The organism is Cupriavidus sp. 01T418 (assembly GCF_056398885.1).
Genome location: NZ_JBFTQG010000070.1, coordinates 1 through 22,031, shown reverse-complemented (window position 1 = coordinate 22,031; position 22,031 = coordinate 1). Strand labels below are relative to the sequence as shown.

Sequence of the window (22,031 nt, the reverse complement as noted above, 5' to 3'; positions counted from 1 at the left end):
AACAGGCGGCGCAGCAGCGCGCGCCGTTCCGCCAGCGCAACCTTGCGCAGGTCATGGCCGGCGTAGAACGGGAGGTCGAACACGAAGTACTGGATGGTGTCGGCATGCGCCGTCTCAAAAGCGTTCTGCAACGCCTGGAAGTCCGTCTCGCCGTGTTTGCCCATCACCACGATCTCGCCATCCAGCCAGCCGTCCGGCAGCCCAAGCGAGCCGACTTCCGTCGCGAGCGCCTTCAGCTTCGGGGTCCAGTCGTGGCCCTGCCTCGTGAAGAGCCGCACATCGCGGCCGTCGATGCGCGCCAGCAGGCGGTAGCCGTCGAACTTGATCTCGTAGCGCCACGCATCGCTGTCTGATGGAGCCTTATCAACCAGCGTTGCGAGTTGCGGTGCCAGCGCGAGCGGCAGCGTTGCCTTTTTGGCGCCGCGCGGTAGCGCAAGCGCGGCCGCGGATTTCTTGTTGCCACTGGCGATTGTCTTGCCTGCGGCCTTCGTTGTCTTGCGTGTGGCACTGCKTGCCGTCCCGCCGAGCACGCTGTCTGGCAGCGCTTCTACCACGTCGAACTCCGATGCCGGCTGCGCGTCTTCGTCGGGCGCCTTGATCAGCAGCCAGGCGTCCTGCTCCTTCTGCCGACTGCCGTGCATGCGTACCAGCGTCCAGTGTCCGTGCAGCTTTTCTCCGCGCAGCTCGAACTTCAGCTTGCCGGCGCGGTAGGCGGCGTCCGGATCGGCTTCAGGCACCCACACGCCGCGGTCCCAGACGATGACCGTGCCGGCGCCATAGTGGCCCGGCGGAATTACGCCTTCGAAGTTGGCATAGTCCAGCGGGTGGTCTTCCACATGGACGGCCATGCGTTTGTCAGCGGGGTCCAGACTCGGTCCCTTGGGGACAGCCCAGCTCTTGAGCGCACCATCCAGCTCAAGGCGGAAGTCATAGTGCAACTGTCGCGCGGCGTGTTTCTGGATCACGAAGGAGAGGGTGTGTTCGTGCTTGCGCGTGCCGCTCGTGCGTTTTCTCGCGGCCGGTGTGCCTCGCGGTTCTGGTGTCGCGCTGAAATCGCGCTTGCGCTGGTACTTGCCCAGCGTGCCATCGAATCGGGTGCCAGTGGGCTTTTTGGCCGGCGGGCGTTTCCGGGCGGCGGCGTGGTCGTTGTCCGACTCCTGACGGGCGGTCCTGGCCATGGCGGTGCCTGTTGACTGAACATAGATGGGATTCAGCTTATGCAGTACGCGGCGCGACGGAAATCGGCGCTCGTCCTACAAGCACGGTCATGGGGCTCGCATGTGGTTCTTACCGGCTGTTGTAAGTCCTGGTGCTGCAGTGCCGCGCCGGATGTGGCTCCCTGCCGGGAACACTCCTTGCGTGATTCCGGCTGTTGCACAGATGAGAGCCGGCAGCGCGCCCGCTGCAGGTGGCCTTGCCTGCGGCGCCGCGACGCGTGTGCAGCACAAGCCAACAGATGAGGCCTTCTCTGAAGAAGATCGGGTGGCAGACCATTGTCCTGACCGGCGCCAGCAGTGGCGTAGGCCTGGTGAGCGCCCGCAAGGCAGCCGTGCTGGTTCTGGTGGCCCCGGGTTGGACGGGAGCACGACCATGGCCCGGCCGGACACCATCACCCGGCGCCACGCGCCAGCCTAGAGCGTTCCGTCGTGTCCTGACGTCCGCGACAATCCGCGAGCTGCGCGGCTGGTTGCGCGCCGCCGATATATATACTCAAAAAGTGTCAATGACTAATCAATAATATATTGGACGTGATCTAGCTGCGGCCATATTCTCCAGCAGACCCAACCACGGGCGCGGAAATGACCATGGCAAACGATCTCATTCTTGAAACCGTCGGACTGAGGAAGGAGTTCAAGGGATTTGTCGCCGTAAACGACGTCAGTCTCAAGGTCAGGCGTGGGCACATCCACGCGCTGATTGGTCCGAACGGCGCAGGCAAGACCACCTGCTTCAACCTCCTTACCAAGTTTCTGGATCCCACGCGCGGCACCATCCGGTTCAACGGTGCCGAGATCACCGGCGAGAAGCCGGTGCAGGTCGCACGCCGGGGCGTGGTGCGCTCCTTCCAGATCTCGGCGGTGTTTCCGCACCTGACCGTGCTCGAGAACGTGCGTATCCCGCTGCAGCGCAGGCTCGGGATTTCCTTCCAGTTCTGGCGCTCGCCGAAAGTCCTCGCATCGCTCGATGACAGGGCCATGGCATTGCTCGCCGACGTCGGACTGGAGGACTTCGCCGACATGACGACCGCCGAGATGCCCTACGGCCGCAAGCGCGCGCTGGAAATCGCCACCACGCTGGCCCTCGACCCCGAGCTGATGCTGCTCGACGAGCCCACGCAGGGCATGGGCCACGAAGACGTTGACCGCGTCATGCAGCTCATCAAGAAGGTCTCGGCCAATCGCAGCATCCTGATGGTGGAGCACAACATGAAAGTGGTGTCCGGCATCTGCGACGCCATCACGGTGCTGGCGCGCGGCAGCGTGCTGGCCGAAGGCACATACGCGGAAGTCTCCGCCAACCCGCAGGTCATCGAGGCCTATATGGGCAGCGCTGATGCCGCGCTCGCTGCGCCGCGAGGGTACTGATCATGGCGAGGGAGTACCTGCGGGTCACCGACCTCCATGCCTTCTACGGCGAATCGCACATCCTGCACGGCATCGACTTGCTGGTGAACGAGGGAGAGTGCGTGACCCTGCTCGGCCGCAACGGGGCAGGCCGTACCACCACCCTGCGCGCCATCATGGGCCTGACGGGGCGGCGCGCCGGCTCGGTCATGATCGACGGCAGCGAGGCAATCGGCATGCCGGCCCATCGCATCGCGCGTCTCGGCGTCGGCTTTTGCCCGGAAGAGCGGGCGATTTATTCCAGCCTCTCGTGCGAGGAGAACCTCCTGCTGCCGCCGCAGGTGGGTGGCGGCGGGACGAGCCTCGACGAGATCTACGCGATGTTCCCCAACCTCTACGAGCGGCGGCATAGCCAGGGCACGCGGCTCTCGGGCGGCGAGCAACAGATGCTGGCGATGGCGCGCATCCTGCGCACCGGGGCGCGGTTGCTGCTGCTGGACGAAATCTCCGAGGGACTGGCGCCGGTGATCGTGCAGAAGCTCGCCCAGGTCATCCGCGACCTCAAGGCGAAGGGCTACACGATCGTGCTGGTGGAGCAGAACTTCCGGTTCGCCGCGCCGCTGGCCGACCGCATGTACGTGGTGGAGCACGGCCAAATCGCCGCGCAGATCCACCAGCACGAGATTCACGAGAAGCAGCACCTGCTCCAGGAACTCCTGGGTGTCTGAGACCGCTGCGGAGGAGACGACATGACAACGATTCTGGGAGTCCCGCTACTGGGGCTGTTGGGGCAACTCGTGCTCGGGCTGGTGAACGGCTCGTTCTACGCGATTCTCAGCCTCGGGCTTGCCGTGATCTTCGGCATGCTCAACATCATCAACTTTGCCCACGGCGCGCTGTTCATGATGGGCGCATTCGTCGCCTGGGCGGGCCTGGAGTATCTCGGCATCAGCTACTGGTGGTCGCTGCTGGCGGCGCCGGCGCTGGTCGGGCTGGCGGGTATCGCCATCGAGCGCGGCCTGCTGCGGTGGCTGTACAAGCTCGACCACCTGTACGGGCTGCTGCTCACCTTCGGGCTGGCGCTCATTATCGAAGGCCTGTTCCGCTTCCAGTTCGGCGTCTCGGGGCAGCCCTATTCGATTCCCGACGAGGTGGCCGGCGCCTTCAACCTCGGCTTCATGATCCTGCCGAAATACCGCGCGTGGGTCATCGGCGCCTCGCTCACAGTGTGCCTGCTGACCTGGTTCACGATCGAGAAGACCCGCCTCGGCGCCTACCTGCGCGCCGCCACCGAGAACCCAAGCATTACCCAAGCCTTCGGCATCAACGTGCCGGTGATGGTGATGCTGACCTATGCCTTCGGCGTGGGCCTGGCCGGGCTGGCCGGCGTGCTGGCAGCACCGACGGGGCAACTAAGTCCGCTGATGGGGTCGAACCTGATCATCGTCGTGTTCGCGGTGGTGGTGATCGGCGGCATGGGTTCCATCCTTGGCGCGATCGTCGCCGGGCTGGGGCTGGGCGTGGTCGAAGGACTGGCCAAGGTGTTTTATCCGGAGGCGTCGGCCACGGTGGTCTTCGTGATCATGGTCATCGTGCTGATGGTTCGGCCGGCAGGCCTGTTTGGCAAGGAAAAGTGAGGCGAGTATGAAAATGAGAAATCTTGGCTACGGTGTCCTGCTGCTGGGCGCGCTGGGGGCCCCGGCGGTGCTCTATCCGGTGATGCTGATGAAGATGCTGTGCTTCGCCCTGTTCGCCTGCGCCTTCAACCTGCTGCTCGGCTATACCGGCCTGCTGTCGTTCGGCCATGCGGCGTTCCTCGGCACGGCGGCCTATATATCGGGCTACGGCATGAAGACCTGGGGGCTGACCCCGGAACTCGGCCTGCTGCTCGGCACGGCCATCTCGGCTGCCGCGGGCTTTGTCGTCGGGGCGCTCGCTATCCGCCGGCAGGGCATCTACTTCGCGATGATCACGCTGGCTTTGGCACAGATGTTCTACTTCCTGTTCCTGCAGGCGCCATTCACCGGCGGCGAGGACGGCATGCAGGCCATTCCGCGAGGCAGGCTGTTCGGCCTGATCGACCTGGCGTCGGACCTGCGCATGTACTACTTCGTGCTGGCGATCTTCCTGTTCACCTTCTGGCTGATCCACCGCATCATCCATTCGCCCTTCGGCCAGATCCTGACGGCGATCCGCGAGAACGAGGCGCGCACCACCTCGCTGGGCTACGACGTTGCGCGCTACAAGCTGCTGGCCTTCGTCCTCTCGGCGGGCCTGGCTGGCCTTGCCGGGGCCACCAAGACCCTGGTCTTCCAGTTTGCCACGCTGACCGACGCGCACTTGCACACCTCCGGCGAAGTCGTGCTGATGACGCTGTTGGGCGGCCTTGGCACTGCCTTCGGCCCGGTGGTGGGCGCGGGCATCGTGGTCGCCATCCAGAACGCCTTGGCCGACAAGGTCGGTTCCATGATCACCGTGATCATGGGGAGCATCTTCGTCGTGTGCGTGCTGGCGTTCCGCTGCGGCATCGTCGGCGAGTTGAACGCGTTGTGCCAGAACATCGTCGGCAACCGCCGCGGCCGGGCCGCACCGCGCCACGCTACCGTGCCGGCACCAAGTCATGACGAAACGCCCGCCGGAGCAGGCGTGCATGGCGGGCGCGTGGAAGGAAAGGCGTGAAATCGAGCGCTGGACGGAACAGCCCATATATACCCCACAGTAGAGGAGACACAGGATGAACAATCGCATCAAGCTATTTTCGCTCGCCGCGCTGCTGGCGGCCTCGACGGCGCAGGCCGAGATCACGGACGGCGTGGTCCGGATCGGCGTGCTCAACGACCAGACCGGCGTTTATGCCGGGCTGGCTGGTCCCGGCTCGGTCTGGGCCGCGAAGAAGGCGGTCCAGGACTTCGCGCCCGAGAAGCATGGCCTGAAGGTGGAGATCGTGGCCGCCGACCACCAGAACAAGCCGGACGTCGGGGCGAGCATCGCCCGCCGCTGGTTCGACGTGGACAAGGTGGACGCCATCGTTGACGTACCGACCTCGTCGGTCATCCTGGCGGTCAACCAGGTGGTCAAGGAGAAGAACAAGGTGATGATCGTCACCGGCGGCGGCACCTCCGACCTCACCGGCAAGGCCTGCACGCCCAATGCGATCCACTGGGCCTACGACACGTGGGCGCTGGCGAATGGGACGGGCAAGGCGGTTGTCAAGTCGGGTGGCAAGAGTTGGTTCTTCGTGACTGCCGACTACGCCTTCGGCCACTCGCTCGAACGCGACACCGAGGCCGTTGTCGTCAAGAACGGTGGCAAGGTCCTCGGCAAGATCCGGCATCCGTTTCCGGGCAACGACTTCTCCTCCTACCTGCTGCAGGCCCAGGCCTCGAAGGCGCAGGTAGTGGGCCTGGCCAACGCTGGCGGCGACACCATCGGCGCGGTCAAACAGGCCGCCGAGTTCGGCGTGACCGCCGGCGGCCAGAAGCTGGCGGGCCTGCTCGTCTTCAGCAGCGACGTCCAGGCGCTCGGCCTCAAGGCCGCCCAGGGCCTGTTGCTGAGCGAGACCTGGTACTGGGACATGACCGACGAGAACCGCAAGTTCGGCAAGGAATTCGCCGCCGCCAACAACGGCAAGTTTCCGACCATGGCGCAGGCGGGCACGTACTCGGCGGTGATCCACTACCTGAAGGCAGTGGCGGCGATGAAGGCGGACGGCGACGGCGCCGCCGTGGTCGCGAAGATGAAGGCGATGCCCACCGACGACAAGCTGTTCGGCAAGGGCAGCATCCGCGAAGACGGCCGGAAGATCCACCCGCTCTATCTGTTCGAGGTGAAGAAGCCGTCGGAATCAAAGTATGCGGGCGACTTCTACAAGCTCATCGCCACCATTCCGGCCAACGAGGCGTTCCGGCCGATGGAAGAGGGTGGCTGCCCGCTCGTTGGGAAGAAGACGTCATGAAGATCACCGGACACATGCTGATCGGGCAGGACTGCGTCAGCGGCACCGCCGGCGCGTTCAGGGCCTTTTCTCCGGCGCTTGCCGCCGACATCGAACCCGCGTTCGGCGGCGCCGGCCCCGACGACGTCGACCGGGCCTGCCGCCTCGCTGCCAGTGGCTTTGCGAGGTATCGCGAGACGACGCCCGAGGCGCGCGCCAGCTTTCTGGAAGCCATCGCCCTCGGCATCGAAGGGCTGGGCGACACCCTCATCGAGCGCGCCATGGCCGAGACGGCCCTGCCGCGGGCGCGGCTGGAGGGCGAGCGGGCGCGCACGGCCGGCCAGTTGCGGCTGTTCGCCGGGGTTGTGCGGGCCGGGCACTGGCATGGTGCGACATTCGATACGCCCTTGCCGGATCGCACGCCGCTCCCGCGCCCGGACCTGCGCCGGCGCAACGTCCCCCTAGGGCCGGTGGCCGTCTTCGGCGCCAGCAATTTCCCGCTGGCGTTCTCGGTGGCCGGTGGCGACACGGCGTCGGCGCTGGCGGCGGGCTGCCCGGTGGTCGTCAAGGCCCACCCCGCGCATCCCGGCACTTCCGAACTCGTCGGCCGGGTCATCCAGGCGGCGGTGGCCAAATACGAGCTGCCGGAGGGGACGTTCTCGCTGCTCTTTGGCGTCGGCAATGACGTCGGACAGGCGCTCGTCGGACATCCCGCCATCCGGGCGGTCGGCTTCACCGGCTCCCGGGCCGGGGGCCTTGCGCTCTTCCGGCAGGCGATGGCCAGGCCGGTGCCGATTCCGGTCTATGCCGAGATGAGCAGCGTCAACCCGGTGCTCCTGCTGCCACATGCGCTGGCAGATCGTGCCGAAGGCATCGCGCGGGAATTCGTCGATTCGCTCGTGATGGGCGTCGGCCAGTTCTGCACCAACCCGGGTCTGGTGATCGCGCTGGAAGGGGAAGACTGCGACCGCTTCGAGGACGAAGCCGGGCGGGCCGTGCAAGGCAAGCCGGCGGGTACGATGCTGACCCCCGGCATCGGCCGCGCCTGCGCCGCCGGGGTGTCGCGTCTGCAGGCGCATGAGGCAGTCCGAACCGTGGCCACCGGCGAGAGCGGCAGCGGTGCGTGCGCGGCGACGGCCCATCTGTTCGCCACCGACGCGGCCAGCTTTCTGGCGTTTCCGGAACTGAGTGAGGAGATCTTCGGACCCTGCTCGCTGATCGTCAGGTGCCGCTCGGCGGCGGACATGGTGGCGGTGCTCGACGGGCTGGAGGGGCAACTGACCGCCACGCTGCAGATGGCGCCGGCGGACGAGGCCCTCGCGGCCGAACTGCTGCCGCTGCTGGAAAATCGGGCGGGCCGTATCCTGGTGAACGGCTTTCCGACCGGCGTGGAAGTGAGTCATGCCATGGTCCATGGCGGCCCCTTCCCTGCCACGTCCGATTCGCGCAGCACGTCGGTCGGCAGCGCCGCTATCGAGCGGTTCCTGCGCCCCGTTTGTTATCAGAACTTCCCATCCCGACTGTTGCCGGCCGCCCTGGCCGACGGCAACCCGCTGGCGCTCGACCGCCACGTCGACGGCTGCCTATTGCCGGCATTCCGGCGCGACTGAACGTCCGCGCCATCCTCCGCCTCGCCCACGTTACAGCGGGCGAGGCCGTGGGAACCTTCACAGCATGCTTTTCGCCGTCTCGATGAACGCGGTCATCAGCGGCGTTGGGGTGCGCTGGCTATAGCCGAGCATGATCTCGACTGTCGGCTGCCGGCCTTCGATCGGCTTGTAGACCACGTGGTCGAACTTCACCTGCCGGACCGACGCCGGCACGAAGCCGATGCCCGCACCGGAGCTGACCAGGCCGACCAGGGTGTAGACCTGCCCCACTTCCGACGCGACCTTCGGCACGAAGCCCGCCGACGCGCACATGCGCATGTTCATAGCGTGGAAGTCCGGCGCCACCTCCGGCGTGTACATGATGAAGGGCTCCTGCGCGCAATCCTTCAGCGAGATCGACTCGGCGTTCGCGAACGGGTGCCTTGCCGGCACGGCCAGCACGAACGGCTCTTCGAGGATGGTTTCCCACGTCACGTCCTCGAGGTCGGGCACCGGCCGCATGAAGGAGATATCCGCGTCACCCCGGCGCAGCGCCTCCGCCTGTTTGACGACCGGAAACCAGCGCAGCAGGATTTCCACGGAGGGAAAACGCTCCCGGTAGGCGCGCAGGATGGGCGGCAGCAGCGTATAGGACGTGTGCTCGAAGAAGCCGACCGTCAGCCGGCCAGTCTCGCCGCGATGGGCGCGCTGCGCCTGGATGACCGCACTCTCGGTAGCGCGCAGGATCTGCCGCGCCTGCTCCAGGAAAATGCGACCCGCCTCGGTCAGTTCCACGTGCCGGCGCGAGCGGTTCAGCAGCGTCACATCCATCTCCTCCTCGAGCTGGCGGATCTGCAGGCTCAGCGGCGGCTGGGCGATGTGCAGGCGCTCGGCCGCCCGCGTGAAGTTGAGCTCCTCGGCGACGGCGATGAAGTACCGGAGGTGGCGAAGGTCCATCGCTATATCCTGTGAGTATAAAAGAGCGATTAATTATATATTGGACACTCATTTGCGCAATCCCTACGATCCATGCATACCCGCTCCGCGCTCCACCCCTGCCGGTCCGCAAGGCTGGCACCGGAGACCGGACAAGCCAATATATGCATGGAGACAAACATATGGATTCCAGACTGGTCGATGACGCGCTCGGCCGCATCCTGCAACGCATCGATGCGACGATCGCGCAGGACGACGCGGGCTTTCCGCACTATGCCAACCCGGCCGACGGCACCTGGACACGCTCGCCGGCCGGCGACTGGACCGGGGGCTTCTGGGTCGGGATGCTGTGGCTGGCTGCCCTGCGCACCGGTGAGCAGAAGTACCGCGACAGCGCCCGCATGTGGTCCGCACGGCTGGCGCCGCGGGTGGCGTCGAAGTCGGTGTTCAAAGGATTCCTCTTCTGGTACGGCGCGCAACTCGGCGGCTCGCTGCTGGCCGATCCGCAGGCCGCAGGGCTCGCGCTCGACGGCACGCGTGGCCTGGCGGAGATGTACAGCGAAGCGGCCCGCCTGATCCCGCTCGGCACCGAGGCCGAGGAGGCCTCCAGCGTGGGGACGAGCGAGGCCAACATCGATGCGATTCCGGGCACCGTGGCGCTGCTGCTGCGGCACGACGCCGCCCTCGGCACGGGCGAGATCGGCCGCCAGCACCTGCGCCAGCACATTGCCCTGTGCGTGCGGGAGGATGGCTCGGTTTGCCAGTCCGCCACATTCAACGCCGCCGATGGCTCGCTGGTGAAGCGCTACACGCACAAGGGCATCCATGACAGCAGCACCTGGGCCCGCGCCCAGGCGTGGGGCATGCTCGGCCTCGCGCAGGCGCTGTCGTGCGGCGAGCAGGCGTTCAAATCCGACGCGATCCGCGTGGCCGATTGGTGGGTCGTGCACCTGCCCGCCGACCGCGTGGCCTTCTGGGATTTCGACGATCCCGCCATCCCGCACACTAACCGCGACACCTCGGCCACCGCCATCGCCGCCGCCAGCCTGCTCAAACTGGCCGCGCTTATCCCGGAGCGCGCGGCGGTCTACCGCCAGACCGCCGTCGACAGCATCGAGCAACTCGTGACCCGCTTCCTGACCCCGGTTGGCCCAGGCGATGTACGGCAGCCTGGCATCCTCACCGGCGGGTGCTTCAACAAGCGCAATGGCGTCGCCATGGACAACGAACTGGTCTGGGGCGACTACTTTCTCCTCGAATCCCTGCTCATCCTCGCGGGCACGGTAGGCGCCACCCAGGTCTGAACCCAACCCACTTCCGGAGAACCCACATGTCCGACATCAAGATCCCGCACGAAGGCGCCGTGTCCACCCTCATTGGCACGCACACCAGCTATACCCGCACCCTCGGCGAGTACGACATCTACGCCTTCGCCGGCATCAGCGGTGACAACCACCCCAACCACATGGACGACGAGTACTGCAAGCGCATGGGCTTCGGCGGCCGCATCGCGCAGGGCGCCATGATGGTCGGCTTCATCGCCGGCGCCGTGACCAAGTATCTCGACATGATCCAGCGCCCGGCCGTCTCCTACGGCTACGACAACGTGCGCTTCACCAAGCCTGTGCGCATCGGCGACACCCTCACCGTGAACTACCGCATCGCCCGCGCCGACGACGAGAAGAAGCGCCTGTGGGCCGAGGCGACTCTTCTCAACCAGCGGGGCGAGACGGTCTGCGTCGGCACCCACATCATCCATTTCCAGGCCTGAGCACGGGCTGCGAGCGGCGAGAAAGGTGAGGGATCGCATGAGCAAGATCTGCACTGCGGCGCAGGCCGTTTCGGACATCCGGCCCGGCCAGAGCGTGGGCAGCGTCGGCGTAATCGGCTGGCTGACGCCGGACGCCCTGTTCAAGGCGCTGGCGCAACGCTTCCACGAGACGGGGTCGCCCCGTGACCTGACGTTCTACTTCCCGGTCAGTGTCGGCGACGGCATGGGCATCCGCGGCATGGATCACGTTGCCGTCGARGGGCTGATGAAGCGGATCGTGTCGGGCAACTTCACCAATGCGGTGAATCCGGCCACCGGCAAGCGCCCGGAGTTCATGCGCCTGATCCGCGAGAATCGGGTGGAAGCCTACTGCTGGCCGATCGGCGCCACCATGCACTGGCTGCGCGAAGTCGCCCGGCGCAGCCCCGGCTACCTGACCCGCATCGGCCTCGGCTCCTACATCGACCCGCGCCAGCAGGGCGGCAAGTACACGGCGCGCGCCACCGACGACCTGGTGCGGGTGCAGGAGTTGGACGGCAAGGAATACCTGTTCTATCCGAGCTGGCCGCTCGACGTGGCGTTCCTGCGTGCCACCAGCGCCGACGAGCACGGCAACCTGAGCTTCGAGGACGAGCCGATCACGTCGTGCGCGCTGGCCATGGCGCTGGCTGTGAAGGCGTCGGGCGGCACCGTGATCGCACAGGTGCGCAAGCTGGTGCCGCGCCACGCCCGGCCGGCGCACGCGGTGCGGATTCCCGGCGTGCTGGTGGATCGCGTCGTGGTGGAACCCGACGCCATGATGACCACCGACGTTCGGTACGACGATGCCTATCTCGGCGGCCAGCTTTTCGACGGCCGCGCCTCGGACCGCCTGCCGCCCGGCGCCGACAAGGTGATCGCCCGGCGGGCGGCCCGGGAGATCAGCCCCGGCGAGGTCAGCATCTTCGGCTTCGGCGCTTCGTCCGACGTGCCCACGGTGATGATGGAAGACGGCCTGTTCGCCGACGGCGGCCTGCATCGCTACAGCTTTACCACCGAGCACGGCCCCTTCGGCGGCGTCGTGATGAGCGGCTGGCAATTCTCCGCCAACAAGTATCCGGAGGCCTTGATCGACGGCCCTTCGCAGTTCGACTTCATCGACGGCGGCAACTGCCCGATGGCGGCGCTGGCCTTTGCCCAGTTCGACCGGGCCGGGAACATCAACGTCAGCCGCTTCGGCGCGGCCAATCCGGGGCCGGGCGGCTTCATCGACATCGCCTACAACGCGCGCAAGCTGCTGTTCACCGGCACCTTCACCACCGGCGGCCTCGCCGCCGACACCACCGACGGCTTCCTGTCGGTCGGGCGTGAGGGGAGCGTGCGCAAGTTCGTCGAGCGCGTGGACGAGATCACCTATCCGCTCGGGCGCAACGTGGCCGAGCGCGGCCAGGAGGCCAAGGTCATCACCGAGCGCGCAGTCTTCTCGGTGGCGCCAGACGGACTGGTGCTGGAGGAGGTTGCGCCCGGCATCGACGTCAGGTCGCAGGTGCTGGACCTGATGGCCTTCCCGCCGGTGCGCGTGGCGGAGCCGCTTCCGTGCATGGACCCGACGCTGTTCCGCGCCTGACGCATCGACATATCTACGAGGAAAACATGGCTGTCATCAACTACCTGACTACCGTTCACATCGACTTCGGCGCCATCCGGATGCTGGGGGCCGAGCTGCAGCGCCTGGGCATCCAGCGACCGCTGATCGTCACCGACCGCGGCATCCGCGCCGCCGGTATCGCCGACAAGGTGCTCGGGGCCCTGGGTCCGGATTGCACTCCCACCGTCTTCGAGGACACCCCACCCAACCCGACGGAAGCCGCCGTGTCCGCCGCGACCGGCCTTTACCTCGGCAATGGCTGCGACGGCATCGTGGCCGTGGGCGGCGGGTCGCCCATCGACCTGGGCAAGGCCACTGCGCTGCTGGCGACCCACCCGGCACCGCTGCAGACCTACGCGGCGGTGGAGGGCGGCGCGAGCCGGATCACCAGCCGGGTCGCCCCGCTGGTGGCCATCCCGACGACCGCGGGTACCGGCAGCGAAGTGGGCCGGGGCGCTGTCATCGTCATGGAGTCCGGCCGCAAGCTCGGGCTGCTGAGTCCGTTCCTGCTGCCGAAGCTCGCCATCTGCGACCCCGAACTGACACTGGGCTTGCCTCCGGCCCTGACCGCCGCGACCGGCATGGACGCCATCGCCCACTGCATCGAGACCTTCCTGGCGCCGGCCATCAACCCGCCCGCCGAGGCGATCGCCCTGGACGGCCTGCGCCGCGGCATGGCCAATATCGGCAAGGCCACCGCCGACGGCCGCGACCGCGACGCGCGCTGGAACATGATGATGGCCGCAATGGAAGGCGCGCTGGCCTTCCAGAAGGGGCTGGGCGCGGTGCACGCCCTGTCGCACCCGCTGGGCGCGGTGCCCGGCGTCTCGTTGCACCACGGCACGCTGAACGCCGTGCTGCTGCCGGTCGTGCTGCGCTTCAACAAGCCGGCGACCGAAGCCAAGCAGGCCGCACTGGTGCAGGCCATGGGCCTGCCCGCCGGCGGGGACCCGGCTCAGGCCATCAGCGAACTCAACGGCCGTCTCGGCTTGCCGGCTGGTCTCGGCGCCATGGACGTGCCGCGTGACGTGTTGAAGGACATCGCGGTCGCCGCCACGAAGGACCACTGCCACGCCACCAATCCCCGCACTGCCACGGTCGACGACTACTTGGCGATGCTGCAGGAATCGTATTGAGGAGAAAGACGATGTCATACATCGCAGAACACCACGAGATGATCCGCGAGGCGGTGCGCCGCTTCGCCGAGGAAGAGATCGCACCGGTCGCCCACCGGTTGTGGGAAGAGGAGAGTTTTCCCTACGAGATCTGGCGCCGGGCCGGCGAACTGGGCTATATCGGGCTGCCGTACCCCGAAGCCTGGGGAGGCAGCGGCGGCGACTGGCTTGGCTTCGCCATTGCGCTCGAAGAGATCGCCCGCGTCGATTGCGCCGTGGCGGTGGCCATCATGGCCAACTCGACGGCGGCCAGCCTGCTCAACAACTATGGCACCGACGGCCAGAAGGCGCGGTTCCTGCGGCCGATCCTGACGGGCACGCAGGTCGGCTGCATCGGCCTGACAGAGCCGAACGCCGGCTCCGACGCCGCCAATATCCAGACCCGCGCCGTGCTGAAGGATGGCTGCTGGGTCATCAATGGCGCCAAGACCTTCATCAGCAACTCGGGTTCCGAGATCACCGGCCCGATCGTCATTGCGGCGGTGACGGGAACCCGGCCCGACGGCCGCAAGGAGATTTCGAACTTCATCGTGCCGAACGGCACGCCCGGCTTCAGCCATGGCAAGAAGCTGCACAAGATCGGCTGGCGCGGATCGACCACATTCGAGCTGTTCTTCGAGGACTGCGCCATTCCTGCCGACCACCTGCTCGGCGAGGTCGGGGTCGGCCTCAGGCAGACCCTGTCACAGGTGAGCACCGGCCGCATCCTGATCGGAACGCTGGGCCTGGGCATCCTGCAGGGCTCGCTGGAACGCTCCGTCCGCTACATGAGCGAGCGCACAGCGTTCGGCAAGACGATCAACCAGTTCCAGTCGCTGCAGTTCAAGCTGGCCGACATGGCGACCCACGCGCACGCTGCCCGCCTGATGCTCTACGAAGCCGCAGTGGCCAAGGACGAGGGCCGGCCCTACGATCGGCAGGCCTCGATGGCAAAGCTTTTCGCGACCGAGAAGGCCATGGAGGCAGCCCACCAGGCCGTGCAGATCCACGGCGGCAACGGGATCATGACGGAGTACGCGGTATCGCGCGCGTTCGGGGATGCCAAGGTGCTCGAGATCGTTGAGGGGACCTCCGAGATCCAGCGGATGATCATCTCCCGCGACGTAATGCGCTGACGCACGGCTGCAGCCAGTGAGGCAATCCATGGAACACGTCGAACACAGCGCGGATGGGCTGGAGCGCAGCCCGGTCAACTTCGTGCCCCTGACGCCGATCTCCTTCCTGCGCAGGACGGCTGAGGTCTACCCTGAGCGTACAGCCATCGCCTACGGCGAGCGCCGCACGAGTTGGCGGGCAATGCTGGACCGCAGCCGCCGCCTCGCGTCGGCGCTTGTGGCCGCCGGCGTCAGGACTGGCGATACGGTGGCCGTGATGGCCGCCAACACGCCGGAGATGCTGGAGATGCATTTCGGCGTGCCCATGAGCGGCGCCATGCTGAACACGCTGAACGTGCGCCTGGACGCGGCCGCCATCGCCTTCATGCTCAGGCACGCGGATGCGAAGGTGCTGGTCACCGACACGGAGTACGCGGACGTAGTTGAAGCCGCACTGGCGCTGCTCGACGACAAGCCGCTGGTGATCGACATCGTCGATCCCACCGTCGAAGGGGGCCGCAGGCTGGCGGAGATCGAATACGAGGGCTTCCTGGCCGGGGGCGATCCGCACTGGGAGGGCGGCGAGCCCGCCGACGAATGGCAGGCCATCGCCCTCAACTACACCTCCGGCACCACGGGCAACCCAAAGGGCGTGGTCTACCACCATCGCGGTGCCTATCTGGCTGCGCTGTCGAACATGCTCGACTGGGGCATGCCCCGGCACGCCGTCTTCCTGTGGACGCTGCCGCTGTTCCACTGCAATGGCTGGTGCTTCGCCTGGACGCTGGCGGCCAACGCCGGTACCAGCGTCTGCCTGCGGCGGGTGGATGCTGCCGCCATGCTCGATGCGATTCGCGAGCACCAGGTCACGCACTACTGCGGAGCGCCGATCGTGCATGCGATGCTTGCTCACGCACCCGAAGCGTGGAGGGCGGGCCTCGACCATCCGGTTCACGGACTTATCGGCGGCGCGGCRCCGCCGATGCCTGTGATCGAGGGCCTGCTGCGCATGGGGATCAGGATCACCCAGATCTACGGGCTGACCGAGGTCTACGGCCCCGCGGCGGTTTGCGCCGAGCAGCCCGAATGGGACGACCTCGGCATCGGTGCGCTGGCGGAACGGAAAGGACGGCAGGGCGTCCGCTACACCGCGCAGGAAGGCATGGCCGTGCTGCATCCCGCAACCCTTGTGCCGGTGCCGTGGGACGGGAAGACCATCGGCGAAGTCATGTTCCGCGGCAACATGACGATGAAGGGCTACCTGAAGAACCCCGAGGCCACGGCGGAAGCTTTTGCCGGCGGCTGGTTCCACTCGGGTGACCTCGCAGTCGTCTGTCCGGATGGCTATGTACAGATCCGGGACCGTTCCAAGGACGTCATCATCTCGGGCGGAGAGAATATCAACTCGCTGGAGGTGGAGGAGGTGCTCTACCGGCACCCTGCGGTGCGCGTGGCAGCCGTCGTCGCGCAGCCGGACGAGCGTTGGGGGGAGACGCCATGCGCCTTTGTCGAAGTCGTCGATGGCGCGACGGTCGGCGAGCGAGAACTGATCGAACATTGCCGCGCCCACTTGGCGCACTTCAAGGCGCCGAAGAAGGTGGTCATCGACCACCTTCCCAGGACGTCGACCGGCAAGATCCAAAAGTTCCTCCTCAGGCAACGAGCAAGCTCCGGCGCTTTCTGGCCTGGCGACGTTCCGGCGTGAGCACGCCCGTGGATGTGTTTCGGTGGTCCGACCAGCCTGCTCTCCACACTCGGGGAATCCGTGAGCGCCCGGCGGTGGCGGGGCAGAAGACTCATGTCCGGCATCGCATCGGCAGCGAAGACCGGTTGATCGACCGCCTGGGCGACATCCTGCGCGAGATGCGTGACTGGCGCAGTGCCACCGCACGGCAGGCACGGCGGCTGTCCAGACGTCACGGCATCGGCTACCAATCGATCCAAACCACCGAAGCCCGCGCCCGGGTCGGGCAGGAATTCTCCCATCGCTCGCCAGGGATCGCTAGAAAACAGCCGCGAAACGTCAGGCCAGTCGGGCGTGCCGTGCCTCGGCGCGGGGACGTTTGGCGCATTCCCCATCGGTTGCTTGTCAGCTGTCGTCTTCCGTAGGAACTTGAAGGGGCTCCATTTGCCCAGTTCCGTTTTCATCTTACCCTCCTGCCAAATGCTCATTTGATAGCAACGAATGACCGTCGGCAACGACCGGTCGCGCCCGGCCATCGGCGACGCCGCAAAGGCCCAGCCATGGTGGCGGGGTCGCCAATACGGTCATCCGCGTCTTCTGGGGGGGCGACGGCGGCGCCCACCCGCACGCCACCGTTTCCGGTGCCGCGGATGGCCCTCCAGCATTCACCCGGCGGTAACCGCAATGCGACGTGGCCGCGCTTCGTCACGGCGTGGGATCGTCAGCTTCAGCACGCCATCCTGCAGGTGCGCGTCAATCTTCGACATATCGAACTCGGGACTCAGAGAGAACGCGCGTGCGAAGTGCGGCTCGCGAATTTCCGCATGTTGCACCCGCAGGCCAGACGGTGTCGGCACCACGGCTTCCGCCTCGATATGGAGGTTGCCATCGTGGACATTCACATTGAGCTTGTCCTTGGTGACGCCCGGCAGGTCGGCCCAGACGGTGACACCATTGCTGTCCTCGAAGATGTCAACTGCGGGAAGCAGCGTGACTCGGCGTCCGGGCGCGGTACGTCAGTCACCCTTCATCTACCAGCGGCATCGTGAGCAGCGGGCGTGGCGAAGCATCGGTCTTGGCAAGGATGCTAAGGCGCACCCTAGCTGGCGGGTTCCGAGGCCATGGGGCACGGCTGCTGCAGGCACTGCTCAAGTCTTCTGCGACGGATGTGCGCCGGGGCCTGCGAAATGGTGAGTTTATTCCGTACTATCAGCCGGTGATCGACCTTGAATTGGGGGCGTGCCTCGGCGTCGAAGTGCTGACCCGCTGGCGGCATCCGCGTCACGGCCTGCTCGAGCCGGGCGCCTTCATCTCCGTTATCGAACAACGGCGGATGGCGGTGGCGCTGACGCGAATCCTAATCCCGCAAGTTGTGCGTGACCTGTCGCAACTGGCGCTTCCTCCGACATTCCACGTGGCGTTCAACGGTCATTGACGTGATGGTCGAGTTCGCGCGGGCGTTGGACCTGACGGTAATAGCCGAGGGCGTGGAAACCGAGGACCAGCGGGCTAGGCTTATTTCCAGGGGAGTACGCCTTGCGCAGGGCTACCTCTTCGGTCGGCCGATGGCGCTTTCGTCCTTGCGCCGCTGGCTAGGCGAGCGTGTGCACGGCGTGCCGCTATCAAGAGCCGGATATGGAACTTTAAATGACTTTGGGGATTCCGCACCCTAATATGTTAAGGAAGCCTTAAGCCCAGCCGGGAGAGGCTCATGCCCCCGGCTTCTCTCCCAATTCGCTTCGTCGATGTCTATCTATCTGGAAGGGTGAACCATGAGGAATGAAAGTGGCAGCCTGCGCAAGGATTTCGATGCATTTCGGCTGCAGTGGCGCGTTCTGAACTTCTATGAGCGCTTCGAGCAGATCGTTGCCCACGTCCTGAGCGCAGTGGTCTCCGTGATCATCGTCGTATCGCTTTGGCAACTGATACGCGCGGTCGCCATGTTGCTTATGTCGGGCGCACTGAACCCTCTGGATCATGGGACGTTTCAATCGGTGTTCGGCATGGTCATGACACTGCTGATCGCAATGGAGTTCAAGCATTCAATCACCAGGGTTATGGTGCGGCGCGACCACATTGTCCAGGTCAAGACCGTCATCCTCATTGCCCTGTTGGCGATAGCGCGCAAATTCATCATTCTCGACCCGGCCACGGCGCCCGCGCATATCGCTGCTCTTGCGGCTGCATTGGTTGCGCTCGGCATCGTTTACTGGCTGATGCGCCAGCGCGACGACCCGGTTGATGCCGCGCTGGCTGAGCAGGGCAAACCTGCGCTTATGAAGGCGGCGCATCAACGAGGCATGGAACGAGACGGCAACCATCAGGATGCGAATGCCTGAGCGACTCGTGGCCTTCTCGAAAGCGGACATCCGCGTCATGGTTCTGGTCAGCCTTCGCCAGCGATCCGCGAACGGCTTAAAGGGCCGATGGGATAGCGGCAGGAAACGGCGAGCGCCGTCCCCTCCCTCCGAACCCGATGTGCGTTTTTCCCGCGACGGGCTCTCCAGTCAGTTGTTTGCACATCGGGATTGGCGCGCCCTCGAACATCGCAACTGGGCAAAACAGCGCCTGGACGCAGCGGCGCCGTCGAGGCCCATGCCAGCGCACGAAGGGATGCCTGACCGTCCAGCCCTGCGACAGTCCTGAACGGTCGGTTTTCCCTAACTGCGCAGTCACCCTCACTTTTCCCCAAGGCGGCCGGCGGTCTCCGGAACGATCGCCGCACCGGCCAGGTAAATGGCAGTGACCACCGCGACGAAGACCCCCAGCACTTTTGGCAGGTCGGCGGGGGTGCTCGCGCACAGCGACGCAAACGTCGGCATCATGCGGCAAGTAGCAACCGCCGACGCGGGCGAGGCGGAAAAGGTGAGGGCGGCGCCGATCGCGCGATGGTGCTACGCATGTATTTCTCCTGACAGATGAGGGCCCTTCGGCTGCGAAGCCGGAACCTTGAGTGTTTCTGTCAGGATGCCCTCCCACCATCGAAGTCAAGGGACGGCGGCAGGCGGTTTGCGGCTGCGGGCGGGTCTCTGCGCGTCGCTACCGGCGCCGTGGGCGTCCAGTTCCGCATGGCCCTTGGTCTCGGCCTGCTTTGCGGCTTCAGCCTGCTTTTCCCGCCATGCTTTCAGTTCTGCCTGAGCGCCGGCAGCAACGCCGACGGCCTCGGTCAGCCTCTCTTGCGTGGATTGGTGCGCGGCCTGCGCTTCCACCAGTTCTACGCGTACCCGACCTTCCCGTTGCTCCGCGCTGGCCAGCCGTGCCTCGGCTTGTGCCTGGGCCGCTTCGGCGGCGGCCCGCCGTGCCTCGGCGACGGCTGCCATCTTGTCGGCTTCCGTGCGTGCCGTTTGCTCGGCAACCAGCTGAGCCCGCAGTTGCACCAACTCCTCGTCGAGGCGCGGTACCGCTTCCAACCTGAGTTCGGCCTGAGCCAACATACGCCATACGACAGCGGTAGCCTCGCGCTCGCGCTCGGCAACTCGGGTCAGTCGTTCGATCTCGTCGGATTGACCAGCGGCTTTGCCAGCGAGCGTGCCGCGCTCCGTGGTGATCTGGAGCAATTGCACCGCCAACGCGTCTCGTTCTGCCTCCAGCGCTTCGCCGTTGGCGCTGTACACGGAAAGCTCATGCATCGGCTGGGCCAACGCTGCATCCGCTTCGGAGGCAGCCTCCTCGGCGACTTTGTATTCGATATCTTGCAATATGAAAGCCGTTTGTCGCTACGGCCGAACGGAGAAGAACACGCGTTGTTTCCGCTCCCCATCGACGGAGGCAGGGACAAGATGGTCTGAGACAACCATCAAATTTGGTGGCTTAACTGCGTTAACCAACCAAATTTGGTGAATTGTACTATTCTTCTTAGTGTTCATGCATAATCACCCATATCTGGTGATTTACAATGTATAAGATCCCATATTTGATGGATTAAAGATGACTGCGATCTTGAAGCGATCCGGTGCGCAGGTGGCCATGCCGCGGCCGGTCGAGCGAGCCTTACGGACTCTAGGACAGGACCTATCGGCGGCGCGCCGTATGCGCCGCATGACGCAGGAGGATCTAGCGGAGCGCATCGGGACGTCGGTGAACACCATCGGGCGCATGGAGGACGGTCATCCGGGCACGGCGCTACACACCTTTCTGCGCGCGCTGCACATTTTGGGACGCTTAGACGCGATGCTGCAGGTGCTAGCCCCGGAGCAGGATGCGCTGGGTCTGGATCTGGCGCGAGAGCAGCTACCAAAGCGCGTTCACGGGCGCCGAAAATCGAGTGTGGCAGTGAGTACTTCCGCTGACCGCAAGCAGGCCGGCGAGGGCGCACCCGTCCCGGAGGCTCCCGAAACCAAGCGGGACGATCGCACTCCGAACCGTGACCGGCCAACCGACTCGGACGACCTTGAGGGTTTTTGATGGCAGGCAAGCAAGCTAAACGGCAGGAACTGGAAGTTCATCTCGGCGCAGGCGGTCAGGTGGTGGGTCGCCTGCTCTTTAGCAGCGGCAAGCGCAGCGCGTTTCGCTACGACGAGCAATGGCTCCAAAGCGATCGGTACTTTGCTGTTTCCGCGGATCTGCAGCCGGTACTCACTGTGCAGCACCCGACGGGAGTGTATTTCCGCTCGCTGGAGGATACCGGCCCCGATTCGTGGGGAGAACGCGTGATCCGCCGCGCGCACGCTAAGATGCGCGAGAAGGAACGGGATGTGCCCCCTTTGGATCCCGTCGACTATCTTACCTGGGTCGACGATGTGGCGCGCGTCGGTGCGCTACGCCTCTTCGATCCCGAGCAGCGGATCTATCTGCATGCAACTGGCGTCCATCACCACGTCCCGCCCTTGGTGGAACTCGGCAAGGTGCTGCACGCGGCCCAGGCGCTGGAAGACGGCACCGAGAGCACCCAGGATCTCCAGTATCTAATTGGGCGTGGTACGTCGCTGGGCGGCGCGCGTCCGAAGTCGACCGTGCTGGACACTGACGGTTCGTTGGCCTTAGGCAAATTTCCCAGCCAGGCAGACAAGCGCGACGTGGTCCGAGGGGAAGTGCTGGCCATGCACCTCGCGGCCAAGGCGGGCATCCGTGTTGCCCATGCCCGTGTGGCGATGATCAACGACACAGCAGTGGCGGTGATCCGGCGCTTTGATCGCACCGCCGATGGGGCGCGCATCCCTTACATGTCCGCAGCCACCATGCTGCTGGTCGACGGCCGTGAGGAAGAGCACGCCTACACTGAACTGGTGGACGTACTTCTGAAAGAGGGCTCGAGCGCCATCTCCGACATCCAAGAACTGTGGCGCCGGCTGGTCTTCAATTTCCTCATCTGCAACACGGACGACCACCTGCGCAATACCGGACTGCTCTACGACGCACGCGGCAAGGGTTGGCGCTTGGCGCCGGCGTTCGACCTTAACCCAATGCCAGGTGACCGCCGCGAGAGCAAGACGTGGCTCACTGAGGACTCTGGCCCCATCGACAGCAAGCGGACCCTCATGGACGGCGCCCATTATTTCCGGCTCAACCAGCAGGACGCCGCAACGATTTGGGTCAAAGTCGAAGCGGCGGTGAGCGCCTGGCGCAACGTAGGCTCCCAACTGGGCATGAGCAGCAGCGCATTGGTTGACTTCATCCCTGCCATGGAGCTCCGCTAGCGGCGCCGCTGCGAAAAGAGT

At 65.6% G+C, this 22,031-nt stretch carries 21 protein-coding genes and 2 pseudogenes; 18 read left to right on the top strand and 5 right to left on the bottom strand.

All coding sequences use genetic code 11. The annotated features are described in order from the left end of the window. On the bottom strand, positions 1–1,178 hold a 1,178-nt coding region (locus AC1DQ3_RS34435; protein WP_477124573.1), incomplete at its 3' end, for a DNA polymerase ligase N-terminal domain-containing protein. 278 nt (positions 1,179–1,456) lie between these two features. Between AC1DQ3_RS34435 and AC1DQ3_RS34430 the strand changes: the two are divergent. The 7 genes and pseudogenes from AC1DQ3_RS34430 to AC1DQ3_RS34400 form a co-directional block, all read left to right on the top strand. Further along, positions 1,457–1,567, top strand: a pseudogene (locus AC1DQ3_RS34430) (SDR family oxidoreductase); the annotation flags it as partial. A 238-nt stretch (positions 1,568–1,805) separates the two neighbouring features. Next, positions 1,806–2,585 (top strand): ABC transporter ATP-binding protein, encoded by a 780-nt coding sequence (locus AC1DQ3_RS34425; RefSeq protein ID WP_477124572.1) that lies wholly within the window; start codon positions 1,806–1,808, stop codon positions 2,583–2,585. A 2-nt stretch (positions 2,586–2,587) separates the two neighbouring features. Then, positions 2,588–3,292, top strand: coding sequence for an ABC transporter ATP-binding protein (locus tag AC1DQ3_RS34420; RefSeq protein ID WP_477124571.1), 705 nt, complete (start codon positions 2,588–2,590; stop codon positions 3,290–3,292). A gap of 21 nt (positions 3,293–3,313) precedes the next feature. Then, on the top strand, positions 3,314–4,201 hold the full coding sequence (locus tag AC1DQ3_RS34415; RefSeq protein WP_477124570.1) for a branched-chain amino acid ABC transporter permease: 888 nt from the start codon (positions 3,314–3,316) through the stop codon (positions 4,199–4,201). A 13-nt stretch (positions 4,202–4,214) separates the two neighbouring features. After that, complete coding sequence (locus AC1DQ3_RS34410; RefSeq protein ID WP_477124575.1) at positions 4,215–5,243, top strand: branched-chain amino acid ABC transporter permease; 1,029 nt, start codon at positions 4,215–4,217, stop codon at positions 5,241–5,243. A gap of 55 nt (positions 5,244–5,298) precedes the next feature. Continuing rightward, positions 5,299–6,519, top strand: a complete 1,221-nt coding sequence (locus tag AC1DQ3_RS34405) for an ABC transporter substrate-binding protein (protein WP_477124569.1) — start codon at positions 5,299–5,301, stop codon at positions 6,517–6,519. Continuing rightward, entirely contained in the window at positions 6,516–8,108 is a 1,593-nt protein-coding gene (locus AC1DQ3_RS34400; RefSeq protein ID WP_477124568.1) for an aldehyde dehydrogenase (NADP(+)), read from the top strand. The genes AC1DQ3_RS34405 and AC1DQ3_RS34400 overlap by 4 nt, the downstream gene beginning before the upstream one ends. A gap of 57 nt (positions 8,109–8,165) precedes the next feature. Here the strand turns inward: AC1DQ3_RS34400 and AC1DQ3_RS34395 are convergent, their stop codons facing one another. Continuing rightward, positions 8,166–9,044: a LysR family transcriptional regulator gene (locus AC1DQ3_RS34395; protein WP_316157661.1), complete on the bottom strand. Its 879-nt coding sequence runs from the start codon at positions 9,042–9,044 to the stop codon at positions 8,166–8,168. Positions 9,045–9,205: 161 nt separating this feature from the next. Here AC1DQ3_RS34395 and AC1DQ3_RS34390 point away from each other — a divergent pair, with 161 nt between their 5' ends. The 6 genes from AC1DQ3_RS34390 to AC1DQ3_RS34365 are packed head-to-tail and all read left to right on the top strand — an operon-like array spanning position 9,206 to position 16,395. Next, complete coding sequence (locus AC1DQ3_RS34390) at positions 9,206–10,327, top strand: glycosyl hydrolase (protein WP_477124567.1); 1,122 nt, start codon at positions 9,206–9,208, stop codon at positions 10,325–10,327. A gap of 26 nt (positions 10,328–10,353) precedes the next feature. After that, complete coding sequence (locus AC1DQ3_RS34385; RefSeq protein ID WP_045243143.1) at positions 10,354–10,794, top strand: MaoC family dehydratase; 441 nt, start codon at positions 10,354–10,356, stop codon at positions 10,792–10,794. Positions 10,795–10,831: 37 nt separating this feature from the next. Then, the gene (locus AC1DQ3_RS34380; RefSeq protein ID WP_477124566.1) at positions 10,832–12,400 is read left to right on the top strand and encodes an acyl CoA:acetate/3-ketoacid CoA transferase; all 1,569 of its coding nucleotides are present in this window, start codon (positions 10,832–10,834) and stop codon (positions 12,398–12,400) included. Between the two features lie 26 nt (positions 12,401–12,426). Beyond that, positions 12,427–13,557: an iron-containing alcohol dehydrogenase gene (locus AC1DQ3_RS34375; protein ID WP_477124565.1), complete on the top strand. Its 1,131-nt coding sequence runs from the start codon at positions 12,427–12,429 to the stop codon at positions 13,555–13,557. Positions 13,558–13,568: 11 nt separating this feature from the next. Further along, on the top strand, positions 13,569–14,711 hold the full coding sequence (locus AC1DQ3_RS34370; RefSeq protein WP_477124564.1) for an acyl-CoA dehydrogenase family protein: 1,143 nt from the start codon (positions 13,569–13,571) through the stop codon (positions 14,709–14,711). 28 nt (positions 14,712–14,739) lie between these two features. Beyond that, positions 14,740–16,395, top strand: coding sequence for an acyl-CoA synthetase (locus tag AC1DQ3_RS34365; RefSeq protein WP_477124563.1), 1,656 nt, complete (start codon positions 14,740–14,742; stop codon positions 16,393–16,395). Positions 16,396–17,039: 644 nt separating this feature from the next. On the opposite strand, the pseudogene AC1DQ3_RS34360 reads toward AC1DQ3_RS34365, so the two are convergent. Then, positions 17,040–17,375: pseudogene (locus tag AC1DQ3_RS34360) on the bottom strand (Hsp20/alpha crystallin family protein); the annotation flags it as partial. Between the two features lie 83 nt (positions 17,376–17,458). On the opposite strand from AC1DQ3_RS34360, the gene AC1DQ3_RS34355 reads away from it, so the two are divergent. The 3 genes from AC1DQ3_RS34355 (at position 17,459) to AC1DQ3_RS34345 (ending at position 18,713) form a co-directional block, all read left to right on the top strand. Beyond that, positions 17,459–17,809, top strand: coding sequence for an EAL domain-containing protein (locus tag AC1DQ3_RS34355; protein WP_477124562.1), 351 nt, complete (start codon positions 17,459–17,461; stop codon positions 17,807–17,809). A 4-nt stretch (positions 17,810–17,813) separates the two neighbouring features. Then, positions 17,814–18,047, top strand: coding sequence for an EAL domain-containing protein (locus AC1DQ3_RS34350; protein ID WP_477124574.1), 234 nt, complete (start codon positions 17,814–17,816; stop codon positions 18,045–18,047). A 99-nt stretch (positions 18,048–18,146) separates the two neighbouring features. Further along, positions 18,147–18,713, top strand: a complete 567-nt coding sequence (locus AC1DQ3_RS34345; RefSeq protein ID WP_477124561.1) for a phosphate-starvation-inducible PsiE family protein — start codon at positions 18,147–18,149, stop codon at positions 18,711–18,713. 339 nt (positions 18,714–19,052) lie between these two features. Here AC1DQ3_RS34345 and AC1DQ3_RS34340 read toward each other — a convergent pair whose 3' ends face one another. Both AC1DQ3_RS34340 and AC1DQ3_RS34335 read right to left on the bottom strand, forming a co-directional pair. After that, positions 19,053–19,199 (bottom strand): hypothetical protein, encoded by a 147-nt coding sequence (locus tag AC1DQ3_RS34340; protein ID WP_477124560.1) that lies wholly within the window; start codon positions 19,197–19,199, stop codon positions 19,053–19,055. A gap of 162 nt (positions 19,200–19,361) precedes the next feature. Beyond that, the gene (locus AC1DQ3_RS34335) at positions 19,362–20,072 is read right to left on the bottom strand and encodes a DNA-binding protein (protein WP_477124559.1); all 711 of its coding nucleotides are present in this window, start codon (positions 20,070–20,072) and stop codon (positions 19,362–19,364) included. A gap of 229 nt (positions 20,073–20,301) precedes the next feature. Between AC1DQ3_RS34335 and AC1DQ3_RS34330 the strand changes: the two genes are divergently transcribed. After that, entirely contained in the window at positions 20,302–20,778 is a 477-nt protein-coding gene (locus AC1DQ3_RS34330) for a helix-turn-helix transcriptional regulator (protein ID WP_477124558.1), read from the top strand. Beyond that, positions 20,778–22,010, top strand: coding sequence for a type II toxin-antitoxin system HipA family toxin (locus tag AC1DQ3_RS34325; protein WP_477124557.1), 1,233 nt, complete (start codon positions 20,778–20,780; stop codon positions 22,008–22,010). Before AC1DQ3_RS34330 ends, AC1DQ3_RS34325 begins: the two co-directional genes overlap by 1 nt. Positions 22,011–22,031: the final 21 nt, after the last annotated feature.

What these genes read in the sequence shown, in the direction of transcription:
- AC1DQ3_RS34415 (WP_477124570.1), top strand. Translation starts at nt 3,314, where the DNA reads ATGACAACGATTCTGGGAGTCCCGCTACTGGGGCTGTTGGGGCAACTC.
- AC1DQ3_RS34325 (WP_477124557.1), top strand. Translation starts at nt 20,778, where the DNA reads ATGGCAGGCAAGCAAGCTAAACGGCAGGAACTGGAAGTTCATCTCGGC.
- AC1DQ3_RS34405 (WP_477124569.1), top strand. Translation starts at nt 5,299, where the DNA reads ATGAACAATCGCATCAAGCTATTTTCGCTCGCCGCGCTGCTGGCGGCC.
- AC1DQ3_RS34355 (WP_477124562.1), top strand. Translation starts at nt 17,459, where the DNA reads ATGCTAAGGCGCACCCTAGCTGGCGGGTTCCGAGGCCATGGGGCACGG.
- AC1DQ3_RS34425 (WP_477124572.1), top strand. Translation starts at nt 1,806, where the DNA reads ATGGCAAACGATCTCATTCTTGAAACCGTCGGACTGAGGAAGGAGTTC.
- AC1DQ3_RS34330 (WP_477124558.1), top strand. Translation starts at nt 20,302, where the DNA reads ATGACTGCGATCTTGAAGCGATCCGGTGCGCAGGTGGCCATGCCGCGG.
- AC1DQ3_RS34340 (WP_477124560.1), bottom strand. Translation starts at nt 19,199, where the DNA reads ATGATGCCGACGTTTGCGTCGCTGTGCGCGAGCACCCCCGCCGACCTG.
- AC1DQ3_RS34385 (WP_045243143.1), top strand. Translation starts at nt 10,354, where the DNA reads ATGTCCGACATCAAGATCCCGCACGAAGGCGCCGTGTCCACCCTCATT.
- AC1DQ3_RS34395 (WP_316157661.1), bottom strand. Translation starts at nt 9,044, where the DNA reads ATGGACCTTCGCCACCTCCGGTACTTCATCGCCGTCGCCGAGGAGCTC.
- AC1DQ3_RS34345 (WP_477124561.1), top strand. Translation starts at nt 18,147, where the DNA reads ATGAGGAATGAAAGTGGCAGCCTGCGCAAGGATTTCGATGCATTTCGG.
- AC1DQ3_RS34420 (WP_477124571.1), top strand. Translation starts at nt 2,588, where the DNA reads ATGGCGAGGGAGTACCTGCGGGTCACCGACCTCCATGCCTTCTACGGC.
- AC1DQ3_RS34410 (WP_477124575.1), top strand. Translation starts at nt 4,215, where the DNA reads ATGAGAAATCTTGGCTACGGTGTCCTGCTGCTGGGCGCGCTGGGGGCC.
- AC1DQ3_RS34350 (WP_477124574.1), top strand. Translation starts at nt 17,814, where the DNA reads ATGGTCGAGTTCGCGCGGGCGTTGGACCTGACGGTAATAGCCGAGGGC.
- AC1DQ3_RS34370 (WP_477124564.1), top strand. Translation starts at nt 13,569, where the DNA reads ATGTCATACATCGCAGAACACCACGAGATGATCCGCGAGGCGGTGCGC.
- AC1DQ3_RS34400 (WP_477124568.1), top strand. Translation starts at nt 6,516, where the DNA reads ATGAAGATCACCGGACACATGCTGATCGGGCAGGACTGCGTCAGCGGC.
- AC1DQ3_RS34375 (WP_477124565.1), top strand. Translation starts at nt 12,427, where the DNA reads ATGGCTGTCATCAACTACCTGACTACCGTTCACATCGACTTCGGCGCC.
- AC1DQ3_RS34390 (WP_477124567.1), top strand. Translation starts at nt 9,206, where the DNA reads ATGGATTCCAGACTGGTCGATGACGCGCTCGGCCGCATCCTGCAACGC.